General features: G+C 66.5%; 12 protein-coding genes and 1 pseudogene. 4 read left to right on the top strand and 9 right to left on the bottom strand.

The window, feature by feature from the left end; genetic code table 11:
• Positions 1-67 precede the first annotated feature (67 nt).
• A complete protein-coding gene (locus QM841_RS31735; RefSeq protein WP_283335033.1) occupies positions 68-2389 on the top strand; it encodes an ATP-binding protein in 2322 nt (773 codons plus the stop codon).
• A 509-nt stretch (positions 2390-2898) separates the two neighbouring features.
• On the opposite strand, the gene QM841_RS31730 is transcribed toward QM841_RS31735, so the two are convergent.
• A complete protein-coding gene (locus tag QM841_RS31730; RefSeq protein ID WP_283335087.1) occupies positions 2899-3432 on the bottom strand; it encodes a CGNR zinc finger domain-containing protein in 534 nt (177 codons plus the stop codon).
• A 212-nt stretch (positions 3433-3644) separates the two neighbouring features.
• On the opposite strand from QM841_RS31730, the gene QM841_RS31725 reads away from it, so the two are divergent.
• The gene (locus QM841_RS31725) at positions 3645-4259 is read left to right on the top strand and encodes a maleylpyruvate isomerase family mycothiol-dependent enzyme (protein WP_283335086.1); all 615 of its coding nucleotides are present in this window, start codon (positions 3645-3647) and stop codon (positions 4257-4259) included.
• A gap of 204 nt (positions 4260-4463) precedes the next feature.
• Here the strand turns inward: QM841_RS31725 and QM841_RS31720 are convergent, their stop codons facing one another.
• The 3 genes and pseudogenes from QM841_RS31720 to QM841_RS31710 form a co-directional block, all read right to left on the bottom strand.
• A complete protein-coding gene (locus QM841_RS31720) occupies positions 4464-5426 on the bottom strand; it encodes an NADP-dependent oxidoreductase (protein WP_283335032.1) in 963 nt (320 codons plus the stop codon).
• Between the two features lie 308 nt (positions 5427-5734).
• Positions 5735-6241 carry a cupin domain-containing protein gene (locus tag QM841_RS31715; RefSeq protein ID WP_283335031.1) on the bottom strand — a complete coding sequence of 169 codons (507 nt, stop codon included), beginning with the start codon at positions 6239-6241 and terminating at the stop codon, positions 5735-5737.
• 315 nt (positions 6242-6556) lie between these two features.
• Positions 6557-6814 (bottom strand): annotated as a pseudogene (locus tag QM841_RS31710) (PLP-dependent transferase); the annotation flags it as partial.
• Positions 6815-6976: 162 nt separating this feature from the next.
• Between QM841_RS31710 and QM841_RS31705 the strand changes: the two are divergent.
• Positions 6977-7264 carry an AraC family transcriptional regulator gene (locus QM841_RS31705; protein ID WP_283335030.1) on the top strand — a complete coding sequence of 96 codons (288 nt, stop codon included), beginning with the start codon at positions 6977-6979 and terminating at the stop codon, positions 7262-7264.
• 252 nt (positions 7265-7516) lie between these two features.
• Here QM841_RS31705 and QM841_RS31700 read toward each other — a convergent pair whose 3' ends face one another.
• Together QM841_RS31700 and QM841_RS31695 are read right to left on the bottom strand one after the other, a co-directional pair.
• Positions 7517-8308 carry an HpcH/HpaI aldolase/citrate lyase family protein gene (locus tag QM841_RS31700; RefSeq protein WP_283335029.1) on the bottom strand — a complete coding sequence of 264 codons (792 nt, stop codon included), beginning with the start codon at positions 8306-8308 and terminating at the stop codon, positions 7517-7519.
• Entirely contained in the window at positions 8308-9579 is a 1272-nt protein-coding gene (locus QM841_RS31695; RefSeq protein ID WP_283335028.1) for a CaiB/BaiF CoA transferase family protein, read from the bottom strand. Before QM841_RS31695 ends, QM841_RS31700 begins: the two co-directional genes overlap by 1 nt.
• 213 nt (positions 9580-9792) lie before the next feature.
• Between QM841_RS31695 and QM841_RS31690 the strand changes: the two genes are divergently transcribed.
• Positions 9793-10713: a LysR family transcriptional regulator gene (locus QM841_RS31690; RefSeq protein WP_283335027.1), complete on the top strand. Its 921-nt coding sequence runs from the start codon at positions 9793-9795 to the stop codon at positions 10711-10713.
• Positions 10714-10719: 6 nt separating this feature from the next.
• On the opposite strand, the gene QM841_RS31685 is transcribed toward QM841_RS31690, so the two are convergent.
• The 3 genes from QM841_RS31685 to QM841_RS31675 all read right to left on the bottom strand — a co-directional run bounded on the left by QM841_RS31685 (position 10720) and on the right by QM841_RS31675 (position 14295).
• Positions 10720-11577 (bottom strand): HpcH/HpaI aldolase/citrate lyase family protein, encoded by an 858-nt coding sequence (locus QM841_RS31685; protein WP_283335026.1) that lies wholly within the window; start codon positions 11575-11577, stop codon positions 10720-10722.
• Positions 11574-12692: a PrpF domain-containing protein gene (locus QM841_RS31680; protein WP_283335085.1), complete on the bottom strand. Its 1119-nt coding sequence runs from the start codon at positions 12690-12692 to the stop codon at positions 11574-11576. The genes QM841_RS31685 and QM841_RS31680 overlap by 4 nt, the downstream gene beginning before the upstream one ends.
• A 208-nt stretch (positions 12693-12900) precedes the next feature.
• Positions 12901-14295 carry an SLC13 family permease gene (locus QM841_RS31675; protein WP_283335025.1) on the bottom strand — a complete coding sequence of 465 codons (1395 nt, stop codon included), beginning with the start codon at positions 14293-14295 and terminating at the stop codon, positions 12901-12903.
• Positions 14296-14315 lie beyond the last annotated feature (20 nt).

Below are 14315 nucleotides of genomic sequence, written 5' to 3'. Positions count from 1 at the left end.
CGGATCGCGTCGTGGCGGCGAAGGTACCGTGGTCGGCAAGGGGATGTGAGATGAAAGTGACGGTTTCATGCCTTCCGGCGGCACGGCGAACGTGGGGAACCTTCCCTACGAATTGACGAGTTTCGTCGGCCGCCGTCATGAGATCGCCGAGATCCGCCGCCTGCTTTCCGTGTCGCGGCTCGTGACGTTGACCGGTGTGGGGGGTGTGGGAAAGACCAGGCTCGCGCTGCGGGTCGCCGCCGATTCGTCTCGTGCGTTTGACGACGGTGTGTGGTCGGTCGGGTTGGGGGAACTGTACGACCCGGGCGCGGTCGTCGACGCGGTGCTGTCGGCGTTGAACCTGCGCGAGGGGCCCGGCGCCCCGGAAACGCAGCTCGTCGAGTATCTGACGGAGCGGAAGCTGTTGCTCGTGCTGGACAACTGCGAGCACCTCGTCGGTCCGGTCGCAAACCTCGCGGAAACCCTTCTGCGCAGTTGTCCGGACGTGCGGATTCTCGCGACCAGCCGGGAGCCGTTCGGAATCGGGGGAGAGGCCGTGCTGCGGGTGCCGCCACTGACGCTGCCGGAGGCGAGGCAGCGGTCGGTGGCCGGCGGGGGGCTCGGCCATTACGAGGCGATGACCCTGTTCACCGAACGCGCGGCGACGGCGGTGCCGGGCTTCGAGATCACCGAGAGCAACGAGGGCGTGGTCGCGGCGATCTGCCGGCGTCTGGACGGTCTGCCGCTGGCGATCGAGTTGGCGGCGGTGCGGCTGCGGGTGATGTCGGTCGAGCAGATCCTGCACCGATTGACCGACCGCTTCACCTTGCTGACGACGGGTAGCCGCGGGGCGCCGTCCCGCCAGCAGACTCTCCTGGGGAGTATCGACTGGAGCTACGACTTGTGCACCCGGGTGGAGCGGGAGATGTGGGGACGGCTGACGGTGTTTGCCGGCGGCTTCGAGCTCGACGCGGCGGAAGGGATCTGTTCCGGCGGTATGACGCCGGAACAGGTTGTCGACGTGGTGGCGTCGCTGATCGACAAATCGATCCTGCTCCGGGAGGAGACGGGAGGTGCGGCGCGGTACCGGATGCTCGAGACGCTGCGTGACTACGGGGTGGAACGGTTGCAGGAGACCGGCGAATTCGCATCGTTGCTGCGGCGGCACCGGGACTGGTACGCACACCTGGTGCTGCGGGCGGAGTCCGATTGGATCAGTTCGCGGCAGCTGTCCTGGACCCTGCGCCTCGACGCTGAGCAGTCCAACATCGTTGCGGGTCTGCAGTTCTGCCTGACCGGCCCGCACGAGGCGAACGCGGGGATTCGGATGGCGGGCGCGATGTACCCGTACTGGCGGGGGCGGGGCAAGCTGCGCGAGGGGATGCGGTGGCTGGCGCAGCTTCTCGCGGTGCGCGGCGACGAACCCGGGCTCGAACAGATCACGGCGTTGTACGTGCTCAGTGTGCTGTCCGGGCTGCACGGCGACGCGGACGCGTCGGCAATCTATGTTCAGCGCGGCAGTGCCCTGGCGGCGCAGCTCGGCGATCGCACCGCCGCGGCACTGATGGACGATGCCGCCGGCCAGCACGCACTGATCACCCTGGATGCCCGGGCAGCGTGTGAGCACTTCGAATCCTCGCTCGCAGTATTCCGAGACGACGGCAACGTGCTGTACATGATCTGGTCCCTGTCCGGGCTCGCGGCGGCCAGTGACGCGGCCGAAGACTGGGCGCGGAGCGAGGAGTGTCAGCGGGAGATGCTTGCGCTGACCGAATCGCGCGGCGAGTTCATGTACCGGGGCTGGGCGCTGTGGGGTGCCGGGATGGGGGCGTGGCGGCGCGGCGAGTATTCCGGGGCGAAAGAGCTTGTCATGCAGGGGCTGCAGCTCGCCCGGTCGGTGGATGACCGCACCGGCGGCGCGGGGTGCATCGAGGTCCTGTCGTGGATCGCGGTGGATGAGGGTGCTCCTCGGCGGGCGGCCACGCTGATGGGTGCCGCTGAGGGCCTCGCGCGGGCCGGCTGCAGCCCCAGCATCCTCTACCCGAGGCTGCTCGTCCACCACGACCGGTACGAGGAGAAGGCCCGCGGGGCGATCGGTGACCGCGCGTTCGAGGCGGAGTTCGGGCGCGGTCTCGGGATGCGGTTCGAGGAGGCCGCCGGGTACGCCCTCGACGAGAGAGGTACGACCGCCGCGGCGGTCGGACCGGGGTCGACGACTCTCACGCGGCGGGAGCGGCAGGTCGCCGAGCTCGTCGCCGAGGGACTGACCAACAGGGCGATCGCCGACAAACTCGTCATTTCCCAGCGCACCGCTCAGGGCCACGTCGAGCACATTCTGTCCAAACTGGGGTTCACCTCCCGGACTCAGATCGCGGCCTGGGTCATCGAGCGCAGGCAGGGCGAGCCCTGATCGTTCACGCCACCCGGGTCCACGGAACAGGTTCCGGCGCAGGTCGTTCGGCCTCGCATGGAGGGCGGGGTCTTACCGCGGGGCTCCGGTGGGGTGGGTCAGGGGTTGACGGGCTCGGGCTCGGGTGGAGCTGCTAGTGCGGTGCAGGGGAGCCGCCACTTTGGTAATCACGCGTAAGAGGGGCTTGCTTCTCACCACCCCGATTTCATTTGCCCGGGCACGTTGCGCACCACTGGCGAACGGTGGTGTTGCTGCAGATCGCTCTGGTGGGCGCTGAGCGTCACGAGTCGCGTTTTCATTTGGGTTCTCAATCCGACTGGCAGGGCCCGATGCGATAGCGCCCCAGCGCTGGGGCGCGAGTCGCCGGCTGTCGGACTCGCTGCGAACTTGGGATTGGCGGAGACGTGACACGGAGGGGCAGCGGACAGTATGTGACGGTTTGAGCATTGGCGACGCGGCTGGGCTTCCGGGCGAGTGCGACGGTGAGAACCGGATGCTGGACATACTCATCACGGGTGGGTGGAGCGGTAGCGGGCGGCTTTGGCTTGGTTGCCGCAGGTCTTCATGCTGCACCAGCGGTGACGGCGGCTGCGGGAGAAGTCGATGAAGAACCAGCCGCAGCTGTCGCAGGCGCGCACTCCTTGCGGTGGTGGGGCGAGTACGAGGGTGATGGCGCGCAGCGCCAGGATCGTGAACACGCCCTCAGCGGCCAGTGGAGTCATGGAGCCGTCAAACGAAACGGTGATGGTGTCGCTGCCGCGACGGGCGGTGCCGAGTAGCCGTGCGAAGGCGTCCGCGGGGATGTTGTGGCCGTCCTTCTGCGCGTCGAAGACTGTCCAGAACAGCGCACGCAAAGCGCGAGCCTCCTTCAGGGCGGCCGCGATGTCGGCGAAGGCGCGTTCCGGAGGACCCATCGCAGGTAGCAGGTGGGCCCGGTCGAGCCAGGTGGCGAGTGCTTCGGCGTTGGTGAATAGGTCGGCGCCGAGTTCGGGCGTGCGGCGGTAGACGGTGTTGGCGAAGTCGAGCGCGGCGTCACCGGCGATGAAGTGGTCCTCGACCCAGGCCGTGGCGGTGGTCGCGGCAGCTCGTAGCGCAGGACAGGGCGGTCGTGCTTAGGCCTGGCAACCTCGGTGAACCCGGCTGCGGTGAAGGCGCTGGCTATGCCGGTCATCGCCGCGTCCGGTCCCGCCCTGCGCCCGGCCAGGCGTCGGGCCCGATCCAGTCGGTGACGGGCAGAGTTTGTCACACTGGCTTCATGAATGATGTCTGGCCGATCGTCCATGCGGAGCGTGCGGCGCTGATCGATGACCTCACCGACCTCACCGACGACCAGTGGGACCACCCCTCACTCTGTGGTGACTGGACCGTGCACGACGTCGCCGCACACTTGATCAACAACGCGAAGACCACCCGCCTCGGCATCGTGCGCAACATGGCCCGGGCGCGCTTCAACTTCGATCGCCAAACCGCCCAAGGCGTCGAACGCGAACGCGGCGCCACACCCCGCCAAACGCTCGCCCGGCTTCAGCAGGTCGCAACACGTACGTCGACGCCGCCGGCACCGCTCGACAGCAGACTGGTCGAAGAGGTCGTCCATGGCGAAGACATCCGACGGCCGCTGGGCATCATCCGTGTATATCCGTTGGAGGCGGTCGTGAGACCGTTGCGGTATCAGGCGCGCACCCCGGTATCCCTGGGCGGTGCGAAGCAGCTCATTGCCCCGGTCCAGTTGCGGGCCACCGACGCAGACGTATCGATCGGTGATGGCCCAGAAGTCTGCGGCCCGGCACTATCACTGCTCATGGCGATATCGGGGCGCAAGTCGGCGTTGGGTGATCTCGACGGACCCGGAGTATCTGCGCTGAAGTGACGGTCTGGCCGACAGCGCCCCGATGGCCTGTGACAGGTCCGCGCTGCGGTCCGCGATCGCCTCCAGCGCCGAACGTGTCGACAGGCACGCATCAATTGTCTGTTGCTCGTCCCGCAGTTGTCCGCACGCCGAACCGTCACCGGGGCGAGACAGGCGCCCAGCGCATTGCGGGCAGCAGGCGGCGCCCGTCCCGTAGCACGCCGGTCAGGAAGCGACCGTGGTCGCGTCGAGGACCAGCTTCCCTCGGACGTGTCCTGCCCGGCCCTCTTCGTGGGCAGCTTGCGCCTCGGCGAGGGGATATACCGAGCTGACCGTGGGCCGCACCCTGCCGTCATCGATGAGCCGGGAGATCTTGGTGAGCGTGTCGGTGTTCGGTTCGACGCTGAAGTGTCGCGTTCGTATACCGCGTCGCTCGGCTTCGGCCTTGACGTCGTCCGGGACCTCTGCTGGCAGGGCGACGAGAACCCCGGCTCGCTTCAGCACGTCGAGGGACCGCTGTTGGACTTTGCCGCCGACCGTGTCGATCACGGCATGCACCGGAGCCACCGTCGTCTCGAACCGCTGCTCGCGGTAGTCGACGAACTCGTCTGCGCCGAGCGAGTTCACGTACTCCCGGTTGGAGCCGGACGCGGTTGCGACCACGTGCGCTCCCGCGGCCTTCGCAAATTGCACGGCCAGATGGCCGACACCGCCCGAGGCGGCATGGATCAACACGCGCTGCCCTCGTTGTAGACCGGCCTCGTCGAAGAGGGCACGCCACGCCGTCAATCCGGTCATCGGCACCGCCGCCGCGTGCATGTGGTCCAGGATGGGCGGCTTGGCGACGACCTGACTGGCGGGGACTGCCGTGTACTCGGCGTAGGCGTTGCCGGGTTCGGGCAGCCGAACCATTCCGTAGACGCTGTCGCCCTGCTGGAACCCGCTGACGCCGTTACCGACCACTTCCACTACTCCCGAGATGTCCCACCCCGGAATCCACGGCAGCGGAACATCGGGAAAGTGTTCAAACCCGCCTTCGCCCAGCAACCAGTCCAACACGTTGACTCCCGCGCCGTGCACCCGCACCACGAGTTCGTCCCCGGCAGGCTCCGGACGGGGCGCTTCCTCGTAGACCAGATTCTCCGGTCCGCCGTAGGCGTGGAGCCGCACCGCTTTCATTTCTTCCATGTTCCTCTACCTCTCCGGCCTCTGTCACGCCGGTGACGACAGAAGAGATGTCAGGAATTTCAGACAGAATGCGGTGGCCAAACCGTGAGACAAACCAGAACCACTTCCGACCCGCGGGCGCGCGTTGACCCTTCCTTGCGCACGACGAGAACGCCTCGACCACAAACGAATCCACTGTTCTCCGGTACCGGGCACCTTCAGGAGGCTGTGGCGGTCCTACTCCGAAGCTGTCTTCGGCTCACCGACTGGCCGAGCTGAGCCTCCCCGACCTGTGAACGACACCGCATGCGTCGAGGCTCGAGCGGGGCTCACGGCGGTGTCAGGGCGTATCGGGCGATCACGTCGGGCAACCAGTCGGGTTCGCCGAATTGCAGACCGTAGCGCTCGGCAACTGCGGCGATCTGGGTGACATCCGGTTCGCCGGCGGCGATCAGTTCGGACACTTCCAGGAAGCAATGTTCGAAGCCGGCCGGACTGATGATCTCGATCATGCGCGCGGGGACGGTGCCGGCGTTCCACATGGCGTGCATCTCACCCCGCGGCTTTGTGATGTATCCGCCGGGTTCGAGAACGGCCTCCCGGTCGCCGGAGCGGAATCCGATCACACCCTGCGTAACTATCGAGAATTCGTCCTCCCGCGTATGCAGGTGCGGCGGCACCAGCGCACCGACCGGGAACGGGTGCTCGACGACCGACAGCACCCCACCGGTGTCACGGCCCCAGAGCTTGAATTCGACCCCAATCGGGCCCAGGTCGCCGGTCTGCCCGGTCCCCGGCGGCACGACGACCAGCGGTGGGGGATCGGTTGCGCTCACGCCTCTCACCTACTCACCGACGTTGACAGATCAGGTCACAAGTTCCCTGCTCAACTTTCCGCCGACGGCGCACGCATTGTCAACGTTCTCGGGGCGCTCCATCGGGTGCGCTCAGCCCCAACGGTTGCGCGGCGATCCGTCTCGCTTCAGGCGCGAAGTCCGCCATCCATCACCAACCGGCGATCGGGTCCTCCGAACCGTCTCCACAGAATAAAAAGCTAGGTCGGACAGGGGTTTCGCTGGAGACGCTGCGTGGATGTTTTACGGCAGTCACCCCGCGCAAGTCATGAGTGACACGGACCTTCGCTCTGGACGGAACGCGCGACCGTAGGTGCCCGACTCGAGGGCGGCGAGGTTGGCCTCGAGCGGTCGTCGGGTGGGGGTGCCGGTGCGGGCGTATTCGAATCCGTTACGCATGCCGCCGACGCCGTCCTGCGCGAACGTCGAACTCGCGTAGATCGGGACGTTGACGGCACCCGTCTGCGGGTCCGGGTCGAATCCTGCGTGCACGGCCTTGGTGGAGAAGCCCTCCCAGCTACTGCTTTCCACAATTGTCTCCTCTTCTAACCGCATTCGTGTTGGGCAGGCGTGACCGGATTTGACATGCCGGATGAACGTCGACGAGCGACGGCTTCCGAAGCACGTTCTTCTCCTTGTTCACCGGCAATGCCGTGCAGATTCCTCCTCGTTCTTCGCGACGGACGAGGATCCGCTGGCTGATCGCGCGATTCCGGGATGAAAGAATTCGAACGACTACTTCTCAGTCAACTTATTGTGGCCCAACCCAATAACTACACAGAGGCGTTGCAGCGGCCAGTGCCGGCGGCGCCTCGAACTATTCGCCGCGCGGTCGAAATACTCGAACACCACGCTGACGAACTGCTCACTGTCGAGGATGTCGCATCGGCTACGGGGAAGTACTACGGCACCACTCCGATGGGCTATCTGCGCGAGGTCCGGATGAAAGCTGTACGCGCCTGGCTACTCGAAGCCGATCCGTCGATGAAGGTCGGCTGCCCGTAATTCACCGACGGCCTGAGGGCGCTGCACAATCTGTAGGAACAGTGCCCACCCAAGCCAAATCGACGAAGCTGTCCATGTCGCGGTGTTCGGCGTCACCGATGCTCCGGGATCGAGGTTCGGTACAGGGAGTCGGTGTGCACGATGCATCGCGGCGGGGCTGGTGATCCGACTCGGCCGCCGGGCTCACCTCAGCACACAATTTGTCCTGCCGTGAAGTCCGGCGGCACGCAGGCTGGGGTGCCGCCCGGTTCGTCAGGCGTGGGCGGAAGCAAGGATCTTCCGTGCCCGGTCCGCGACGGGGAGGTCGACGAACTCGCCACTGGGTAGTCGCACCGCAGCGCCGCCAGCGTGCTCGAATGCCTCGACGACCTTTCGAGCCCAGTCGATGTCGTTCTGTCGCGGACTGAAGGTGGTGTGGATGGCCGGAAGCTGAGCGGGGTGGATGGCGGACTTGCCGAACAGACCGAGGTCACGGCTGTGGGTGGCCTGGCGGACGAGTCCGTCGGTGTCGTGGATGTGCGGGTAGACGCTGTCGATCGGTGGTGCGATGCCCGCCGCGCGGGCGGCGACGACGAGGTGGGAGCGCACGTACTGCATGGGTGCGTCCCCTTCCCCGGTGCCGAGGTCTTTCTGCAGGTCGATACCGCCGAGGGCGATGTGCGTGACTGCGGGGTGCTCGGCGATCGCGAAGGCGTTGGCGACGCCTTTCGCGGTCTCGATAGCGCAGATCAAGGGCTTTCCGGGGGCCCGGTCCGTGACCCAGCGGATGTCGTCGAGTGTTTCGACCTTGGGGATGCGGATGCCGTGCGCGGATGTGGCGACGGCGCCTAGATCAGCGTCCGCCAATTCGGTCCCCGGCGCGTTGATCCGCACCCATGCGGTGTGGGTGGTGACGGCGGATGCGACATTGTCTCGGGCTGTGGCCTTCTCGGCGGGCGGCACTGCGTCTTCGAGGTCGAGGATGACGGCGTCCGCGCCGGCGTCGAATACCTTGCCGAGCAGTTTTCGGTTGTGGCCGGGCGCGAACAGGTAGCTGCGGTCCATCAGAGGACCCCCTTCTCGGTGAGTGCGGTCAGTCGGTCCGGGTCGATGCCGAGAGTGTCCTGGTAGAACTGCTCGTTGTCCTGGCCGAGTCGGCGGCCGGCGAAGTTGATCGCACCGGGTGTTCCGAGCATGCGGAGCATGAGGTTTTGCATCTTGATCGGGCCGAGGTCCTCGTCGTCGACGGTGGTGATGCAGTGGCGGTCGAGGACGTGCGGGTCGTTCATCAGTTGCGCGACGTCGTAGATCGGTGCCAGTGCGGCGCCGACGCGTTCGAATTCGGCCGTGACTTCGTGCAGCTGTCTGTCGGCGATCCATTTCGCGACCGCTTCGTCGAGCAGGTCACCGTTGCGGCTGCGTTCGCCGGCGGAGTCGAACCAGGGTTGTTCGACGATGTCGGGTCGGCCGACCAGGCGCATGACGCGCGCGGCGACGGAGGTGGCGCTCGCGGAGATGGCGACCCACTGCCCGTCCTTGGTGAGGTAGGTGTTGCGTGGGGCGTTGTTGGGGGAGCGGTTGCCGTTGCGGCCGGCGATGGTGCCGAGTTGGTCGTACGCGGTGGGTCCGGGACCGAGGATCCCCAGCAGCGGTTCGAGCAGAGATAGGTCGATGACCTGACCCTTGCCGTCGCCGGCCGGACTGTTGCGGTGCAGCAGCGCGGTTACCACGCCGAAGGCGCCGGCAAGTCCGGCGACACCGTCGGCGAGACCGAACGGCGGCAGCGTTGGCGGACCGTCCTCGCTTCCGGTTTGGTGGGCAAATCCGCTCATTGCCTCGGCGAGGGTGCCGAATGCTCGCCGTTCGGCGTAGGGTCCGGACTGACCGAAGCCGGTGACCCGCAGCATGACCAGTCCTGGGTTGAGGTCACGGAGCCGGTCCGGGCCGAGGCCCCACTTCTCGAGTACGCCGGGTCGGAAGTTCTCCACCAGCACGTCGGCATCGACGACGAGATCGCGGAGCATCTGCTGGCCCTCGGCCGTGCCGAGGTTGAGGGTGATGCATGTCTTGTTCCGGGAGATGACCTTCCACCACAGTCCGTGGCCATTCTTGCGTGCTCCGTGTGTGCGGGCGGGATCGCCGGTGGGGTGCTCGATCTTGATGACGTCGGCGCCGTAGTCACCGAGCATCATCGCAGTGATCGGTGCCGCATAGACGGTACTGATGTCGAGGACGCGGATGCCGTGCAAGGGACCGCGCGCCGGAGTAGAGCCGGCGCCCGTGCTCTCGTCGGCCTGGTCGTCGGGCGAGTGGATGTCGCTCGGGTGTGCAGTCATAGGCTGTCCTCGCGTGGTGGGGGGAGGCGATATGGGTGCGGCGCTCGCCGCGGACGAGTGCCGCCCGATAGGCGGGTGCCAGGTGTCCCGGCGCGGCCGAAAAATTGTCAGGGCGCCGCTTCCGCCACTTCAGACTGGCACCCACACGGTTCAACTACAATAGCGGGTATGTCGACAGGCATTAACTTCTTCTAAAGTCAGGAGGTGGGTCGGGTGCTGGACACGACCAGGATGTTCACGCTGCGCGAGGTCGCCGAGCACGGCTCGATCACCGCGGCAGCGGCGGCGCTTGGGTACACCACTTCGGCTGTCTCCCAACAAATCGCCAAGCTGGAGAAGGAGGCCGGGCAACCACTCCTCGAGCGGCACGCGCGCGGCATCGTGCTGACCGAGGCGGGGCGATCGGTGGTCAAGCACACCGAACGCATCCTGATCGAACTCGAGGCCGCCGATGCCGAACTCGCCGAGATCAAAGGACTGCGCGCGGGTGTGCTGGCGCTCGGCACGTTCCCCACGGCTGGGTCGTCACTGCTGCCACTCGTGGTCAAGGAGTTCAAGACCCGGCACCCGGGGGTCGAGCTGAAGGTGCTCAGTGGCCGGTTTGCGTATTTGGTCGATGCGCTTCGCCGCCGGGAGACCGAACTGTCGCTGCTGTGGGACTACGAGTGGAACCGGGTGGATGACCCCACGTTGACGTACCACCACGTGATGAACGATCCGACCGTGCTGCTGGTGTCGGAACGGCACCGACTGGCCGACCGCGACTCGATCCGGATCGCCGAATTGCGCGACGAGTCGTGGGTGGTCCGCGCCGACGATCATCCGGTCGCGCAAACCCTCGAAAAACTTTGTCAGCAAGGTGGTTTCACGCCACGCACGAGTGTCTTCGCGCACGACTACGGTGAGGTGCAGGCGATGGTCGCCGTCGACCTCGGCGTGGCTATTGCTCCGCGACTGGCCGTGCTCAACCTTCGGCCCGACGTCCGGTCGATTCCCCTCGCTACCCGTCCGCCGCAACGGCGGATCCTGGTCGCGCATCTGACCGAGCGGCGGCTGAGCCCGGCCGCGCAGGAAGGAATCGCGGTGTGCGCTGCCGCCGCCCACCAGCTGCAGGAGGGCTTCGAAACCGGATAGGACCGGTCAGCTTCGGCCGATTCCGAAACAGTCGGCAAGGTGGGTGATCTTCTCGGCGCGACCGAGCCGGGGCAGGTCGCTGCCGTCGCGAACAATCCGGCCGCGGGCTTCGAAATCAGCGAGAAACTCCCGCGCCCAGGTCACGTCCGAGGGGGTGGGGTTGACGGTTTCGTTAATTGCCGGCAGTTGTTCGGTGTCCAGACACAGCTTCCCGGTCAACCCGAGGGACACGGACACGGCGGACTGCTCGCGCAGCACGGTGTGACTGTTGCTGACGGTGGGGCCGTCGATCGGTCCGGGCAGGTTGCCGATTCGGCTGGCGACCACCAGCCGGGAGCGGGGGTAGGCCATGGCGAGGTCGTCGGCGCTGGTGCCGGTGTCGCGGCGATAGTCGCCGCTGCCGAAGGCGAGCCGGAAGACGCCGCGGGCGGGGGCGATATCACCGGCCTGGTCGATTCCGAGGGCGGATTCGACCAACGCGAGTACCGGGGTGGATCTGCCGAGTCGGTCGAAAGTTTCGGTGATATGTTCGGCGGCTTCGGTTTTCGCGAGCATCACGCCCGCCAGTCCGGGAAGCCCGGTGAGGCGATCGACGTCATCGCTCCAGTAGGCCGAGGAGCGGTCGTTGATCCGCACCCAGGCCGAGGTGTTCTCGAGCCAGGCGGCGACCTCTTCCCGTGCGTCGGACTTGAGTTGGGGGTCGACGGCGTCCTCGACGTCTAGGACGATTTGGTCCGCGCAGGAGCGGTAAGCCTGGTCGAACAGGTCGGTGCGGGTGCCGTTGACCAGGAGCCAGGATCGGGCGATCCGAGCATCGATTTCCCGACGTGCGATCGCCACGTTCTCCGGTGTTCGGATCCTCATCGCGCGGAGCCGACCAGTGCCGGGGCCGGCGCCGGGGCGGTGACGAACAGTTCCGCCGATGCGATGCGGCGGGCCGCCCGGTGCAGGGTGACCGATTCGAGTACCCCGTCGAGGGAAACGGAGAGGTCGACATCGAGTACCCCGGCGGGTGTTCCCACCCGAAGCGATCCCGGCCACCGGACCTGTGTGTTGTCGGTGACGACACCTCCGGTCACGGTGGAGGCCGCGGCGACAGCGACCGCGGAGGTGAGCCCAATCGCCGGGTGCGGGGCGAGCATCGACAGCATCCGGACCGAGATGTCGTAGTCCTCGGCGCGGATGTCGACGCCGGCGCTGGTGCGGTAGTCCGCCGGCGGACCCACGACACCGACTTTCGGAATCGCATGGGAGATAGGATCTCCCGGCTTGCTCAACCCCATCCGCAACGAGGACTCCCGACGTAGCGACAGCAGCAGCGGCAGGTGTTCGGCGATCGTCTGGTTGTCCTCCGCACCGGTGAGGCCGAGATCGGCGGCGTTGAACAACGCAGCCGGGGCTCCGGCGACGACCATCGTGGCGCGGTACGTGTGGTCGGCAATCGAGATCTGATCGGCGGCGGCGCCGGTGGGCAGCAGGGTGGCCGCACCGGCGGCGAGACCGGTGAAGGTGAGCCCCACCGGGACACCCAACGCGCTGGTACCGGGCACGGCCGCGTCGCCTTCGGTGGGGATCATCCCGCCCGGAGTGGCAATCTGGGCGTCCAGGATCGCGCCGGTGTTCTGGTTCCGCATCCGCACGGTCGTCGTCGCGGAGTCCACCGGAACGAACCCGGACTGCAGCGCGTACAGCCCGATCGCCGTGGCGCAGTTTCCGCAGTTGCTGCCCCATTCGACCTGGCGGTCACCAATCGCGACCTGAGCGAACAGGTAGTCGACGTCGATTTCGGGCGCGCTGGAGCGGCACACGATCGCCGCCTTCGAGGTGGTCGAGCTGCCGCCGCCGACACCGTCGAGCTGACGCGGATCACCCGAGCCGAATGCCGACGTCAAGATGGCATCGAGGCCGCCGGCCTGAGCAATGAGCGGATCGACGTCGAATGCGTTGAACAGCCAGCACTTGCTGGTTCCTCCCCGCATCCAGGTTCCATGAAGTGTGAACACGGTCCGGCCCACCTTTCGGGTTCGAAGAGTTTGTGAGGCACCGCTGGAGGCTCTGATCGGATGGGGAGCGTGCTTCCCAGCGGTGTCCCACTGCCCACCCTGACCTACATCAGGGTGGAGAACAATGGCGAATAAGTCGATGAGGGTTAACTTCAGTTAAACCCTCGCGGGTGCGGTCTGCGCGTCAGACCAGTGTCGGGACGGCCACCAGCACCAGCCAGCACAGGGCCGGCGCGATCGCGACCACGATGCCCGCGTTGAGGAGCAGTTGCCGGTAGAACCGGGGCCGCTCGATGTTCTGGGCGTTGGCGAGGACGAGTGCGCCGTTGGTCGAGAACGGGGAGACGTCGACCACGGTGGCGGAGATGGCGAGTGCTGCCACGACTCCGACGACCGGCAGCGCCCCGGTCTGCAGCAGAGGAAGCGCGAGCGGGATGACGGCGGTGAGTAGCGCCGTCGACGATGCGAACGCCGAGGTGACGCCGATGACGTAGCAGAGGACGACGGCGACCAGCAGCGGTGCGCCGATGGTGATCGCCATCTCGGCGAGGTGGTCGATCGTGCCGATCTCTTCCATGAGCGAGATGTAGGTGACCATGCCGGCGACGAGCAGCACGGTGGACCAGCTGATACCGGCGATAGCCTCACTCTGCTTGGACAGGTCGGTGAAGGCGAGGATCGCACCGGCAGCGATGGCGACGAAGCTGATCGGCATATGCAGCACCAGGACCAGCACCAACACCGCGGCAATCAGGACGAGGGTGAGCTTCTGGACCCCGGTGACCGGCTGCACGTCGTGGTCGGTGACGACCTCGGTGCGCGGCGTCCGGATGAGGACCTGAGTGCCGCCCCCACCGGACGATTCGCCGGCCGGCGTTCCCCCGGGTCCCGCGGTGGGGGTGCTCAGCGCGCTCCCACCACCGTCGGAGTCGATGCCGGCGCTCGAGCCGGTGGCGGAGAACTCGAGGTTCCGTACCCGGGCAAGGACGGCGTAGCCGACCACTGTGAGGACCGAGAGCAGCAAATTGATGCCGTAGCTGGCGAAGAACAGGGTCCAGGGGGCGATCGTCAGGCCGCTCGACTCGACGATGTCGCGGACGAGGACACCGGAGACCGAGATTGGGGAGAACGCTCCGGCGTGCGCGCCGTTGATGGTCATGATGCCCATTACCAGCGGACTCATCCGGGTCCGGGCGGCGAACGACATCGCCGCCGGGGAGATCAATGCGACGGCCGCCGGGCTGAACGTGCCCAGGGCCGTGAGCACGGAGGCGCAGAAGAAGAACACCCACGGGACGATCGTCACTCGTCCGCGAACGCCGCGTATGCAGGCGTTGACCAGGAGGTCGATGGTCCCGTTCTTCTTCGCCATACCGAAGAAGTAGGTGACGCCGATGATCGTCAGCACGATCGAACTGGGGAACTCGGCGAGGATTTCCTTGTCGTCGTAGCCGAGGAGGAACGCCCCCACGACGAAAGCGCCGATGAACCCCAATATGCCGATGTTGATGGGGAAGAAGGTGGCTATCACGAACATTGCCACCAACGCGATCAGTGGCAGTATCTCGATGGAAGTCATGGGCGTTCTTTCGGTTCGCT

Source organism: Rhodococcus sp. IEGM 1307, assembly GCF_030056915.1.
Taxonomy (GTDB): Bacteria; Actinomycetota; Actinomycetes; order Mycobacteriales; family Mycobacteriaceae; genus Rhodococcus_F; species Rhodococcus_F opacus_D.
This window is presented reverse-complemented; position numbering and strand designations above follow the sequence as displayed.

Bases quoted from the DNA above. Each gene is read 5' to 3' on its own strand.
- QM841_RS31735 (WP_283335033.1), top strand. From the start codon at position 68: ATGCCTTCCGGCGGCACGGCGAACGTGGGGAACCTTCCCTACGAATTG.
- QM841_RS31725 (WP_283335086.1), top strand. From the start codon at position 3,645: ATGAATGATGTCTGGCCGATCGTCCATGCGGAGCGTGCGGCGCTGATC.
- QM841_RS31720 (WP_283335032.1), bottom strand. From the start codon at position 5,426: ATGGAAGAAATGAAAGCGGTGCGGCTCCACGCCTACGGCGGACCGGAG.
- QM841_RS31705 (WP_283335030.1), top strand. From the start codon at position 6,977: ATGAAAGAATTCGAACGACTACTTCTCAGTCAACTTATTGTGGCCCAA.
- QM841_RS31700 (WP_283335029.1), bottom strand. From the start codon at position 8,308: ATGGACCGCAGCTACCTGTTCGCGCCCGGCCACAACCGAAAACTGCTC.
- QM841_RS31695 (WP_283335028.1), bottom strand. From the start codon at position 9,579: ATGACTGCACACCCGAGCGACATCCACTCGCCCGACGACCAGGCCGAC.
- QM841_RS31685 (WP_283335026.1), bottom strand. From the start codon at position 11,577: ATGAGGATCCGAACACCGGAGAACGTGGCGATCGCACGTCGGGAAATC.
- QM841_RS31680 (WP_283335085.1), bottom strand. From the start codon at position 12,692: ATGCGGGGAGGAACCAGCAAGTGCTGGCTGTTCAACGCATTCGACGTC.
- QM841_RS31675 (WP_283335025.1), bottom strand. From the start codon at position 14,295: ATGACTTCCATCGAGATACTGCCACTGATCGCGTTGGTGGCAATGTTC.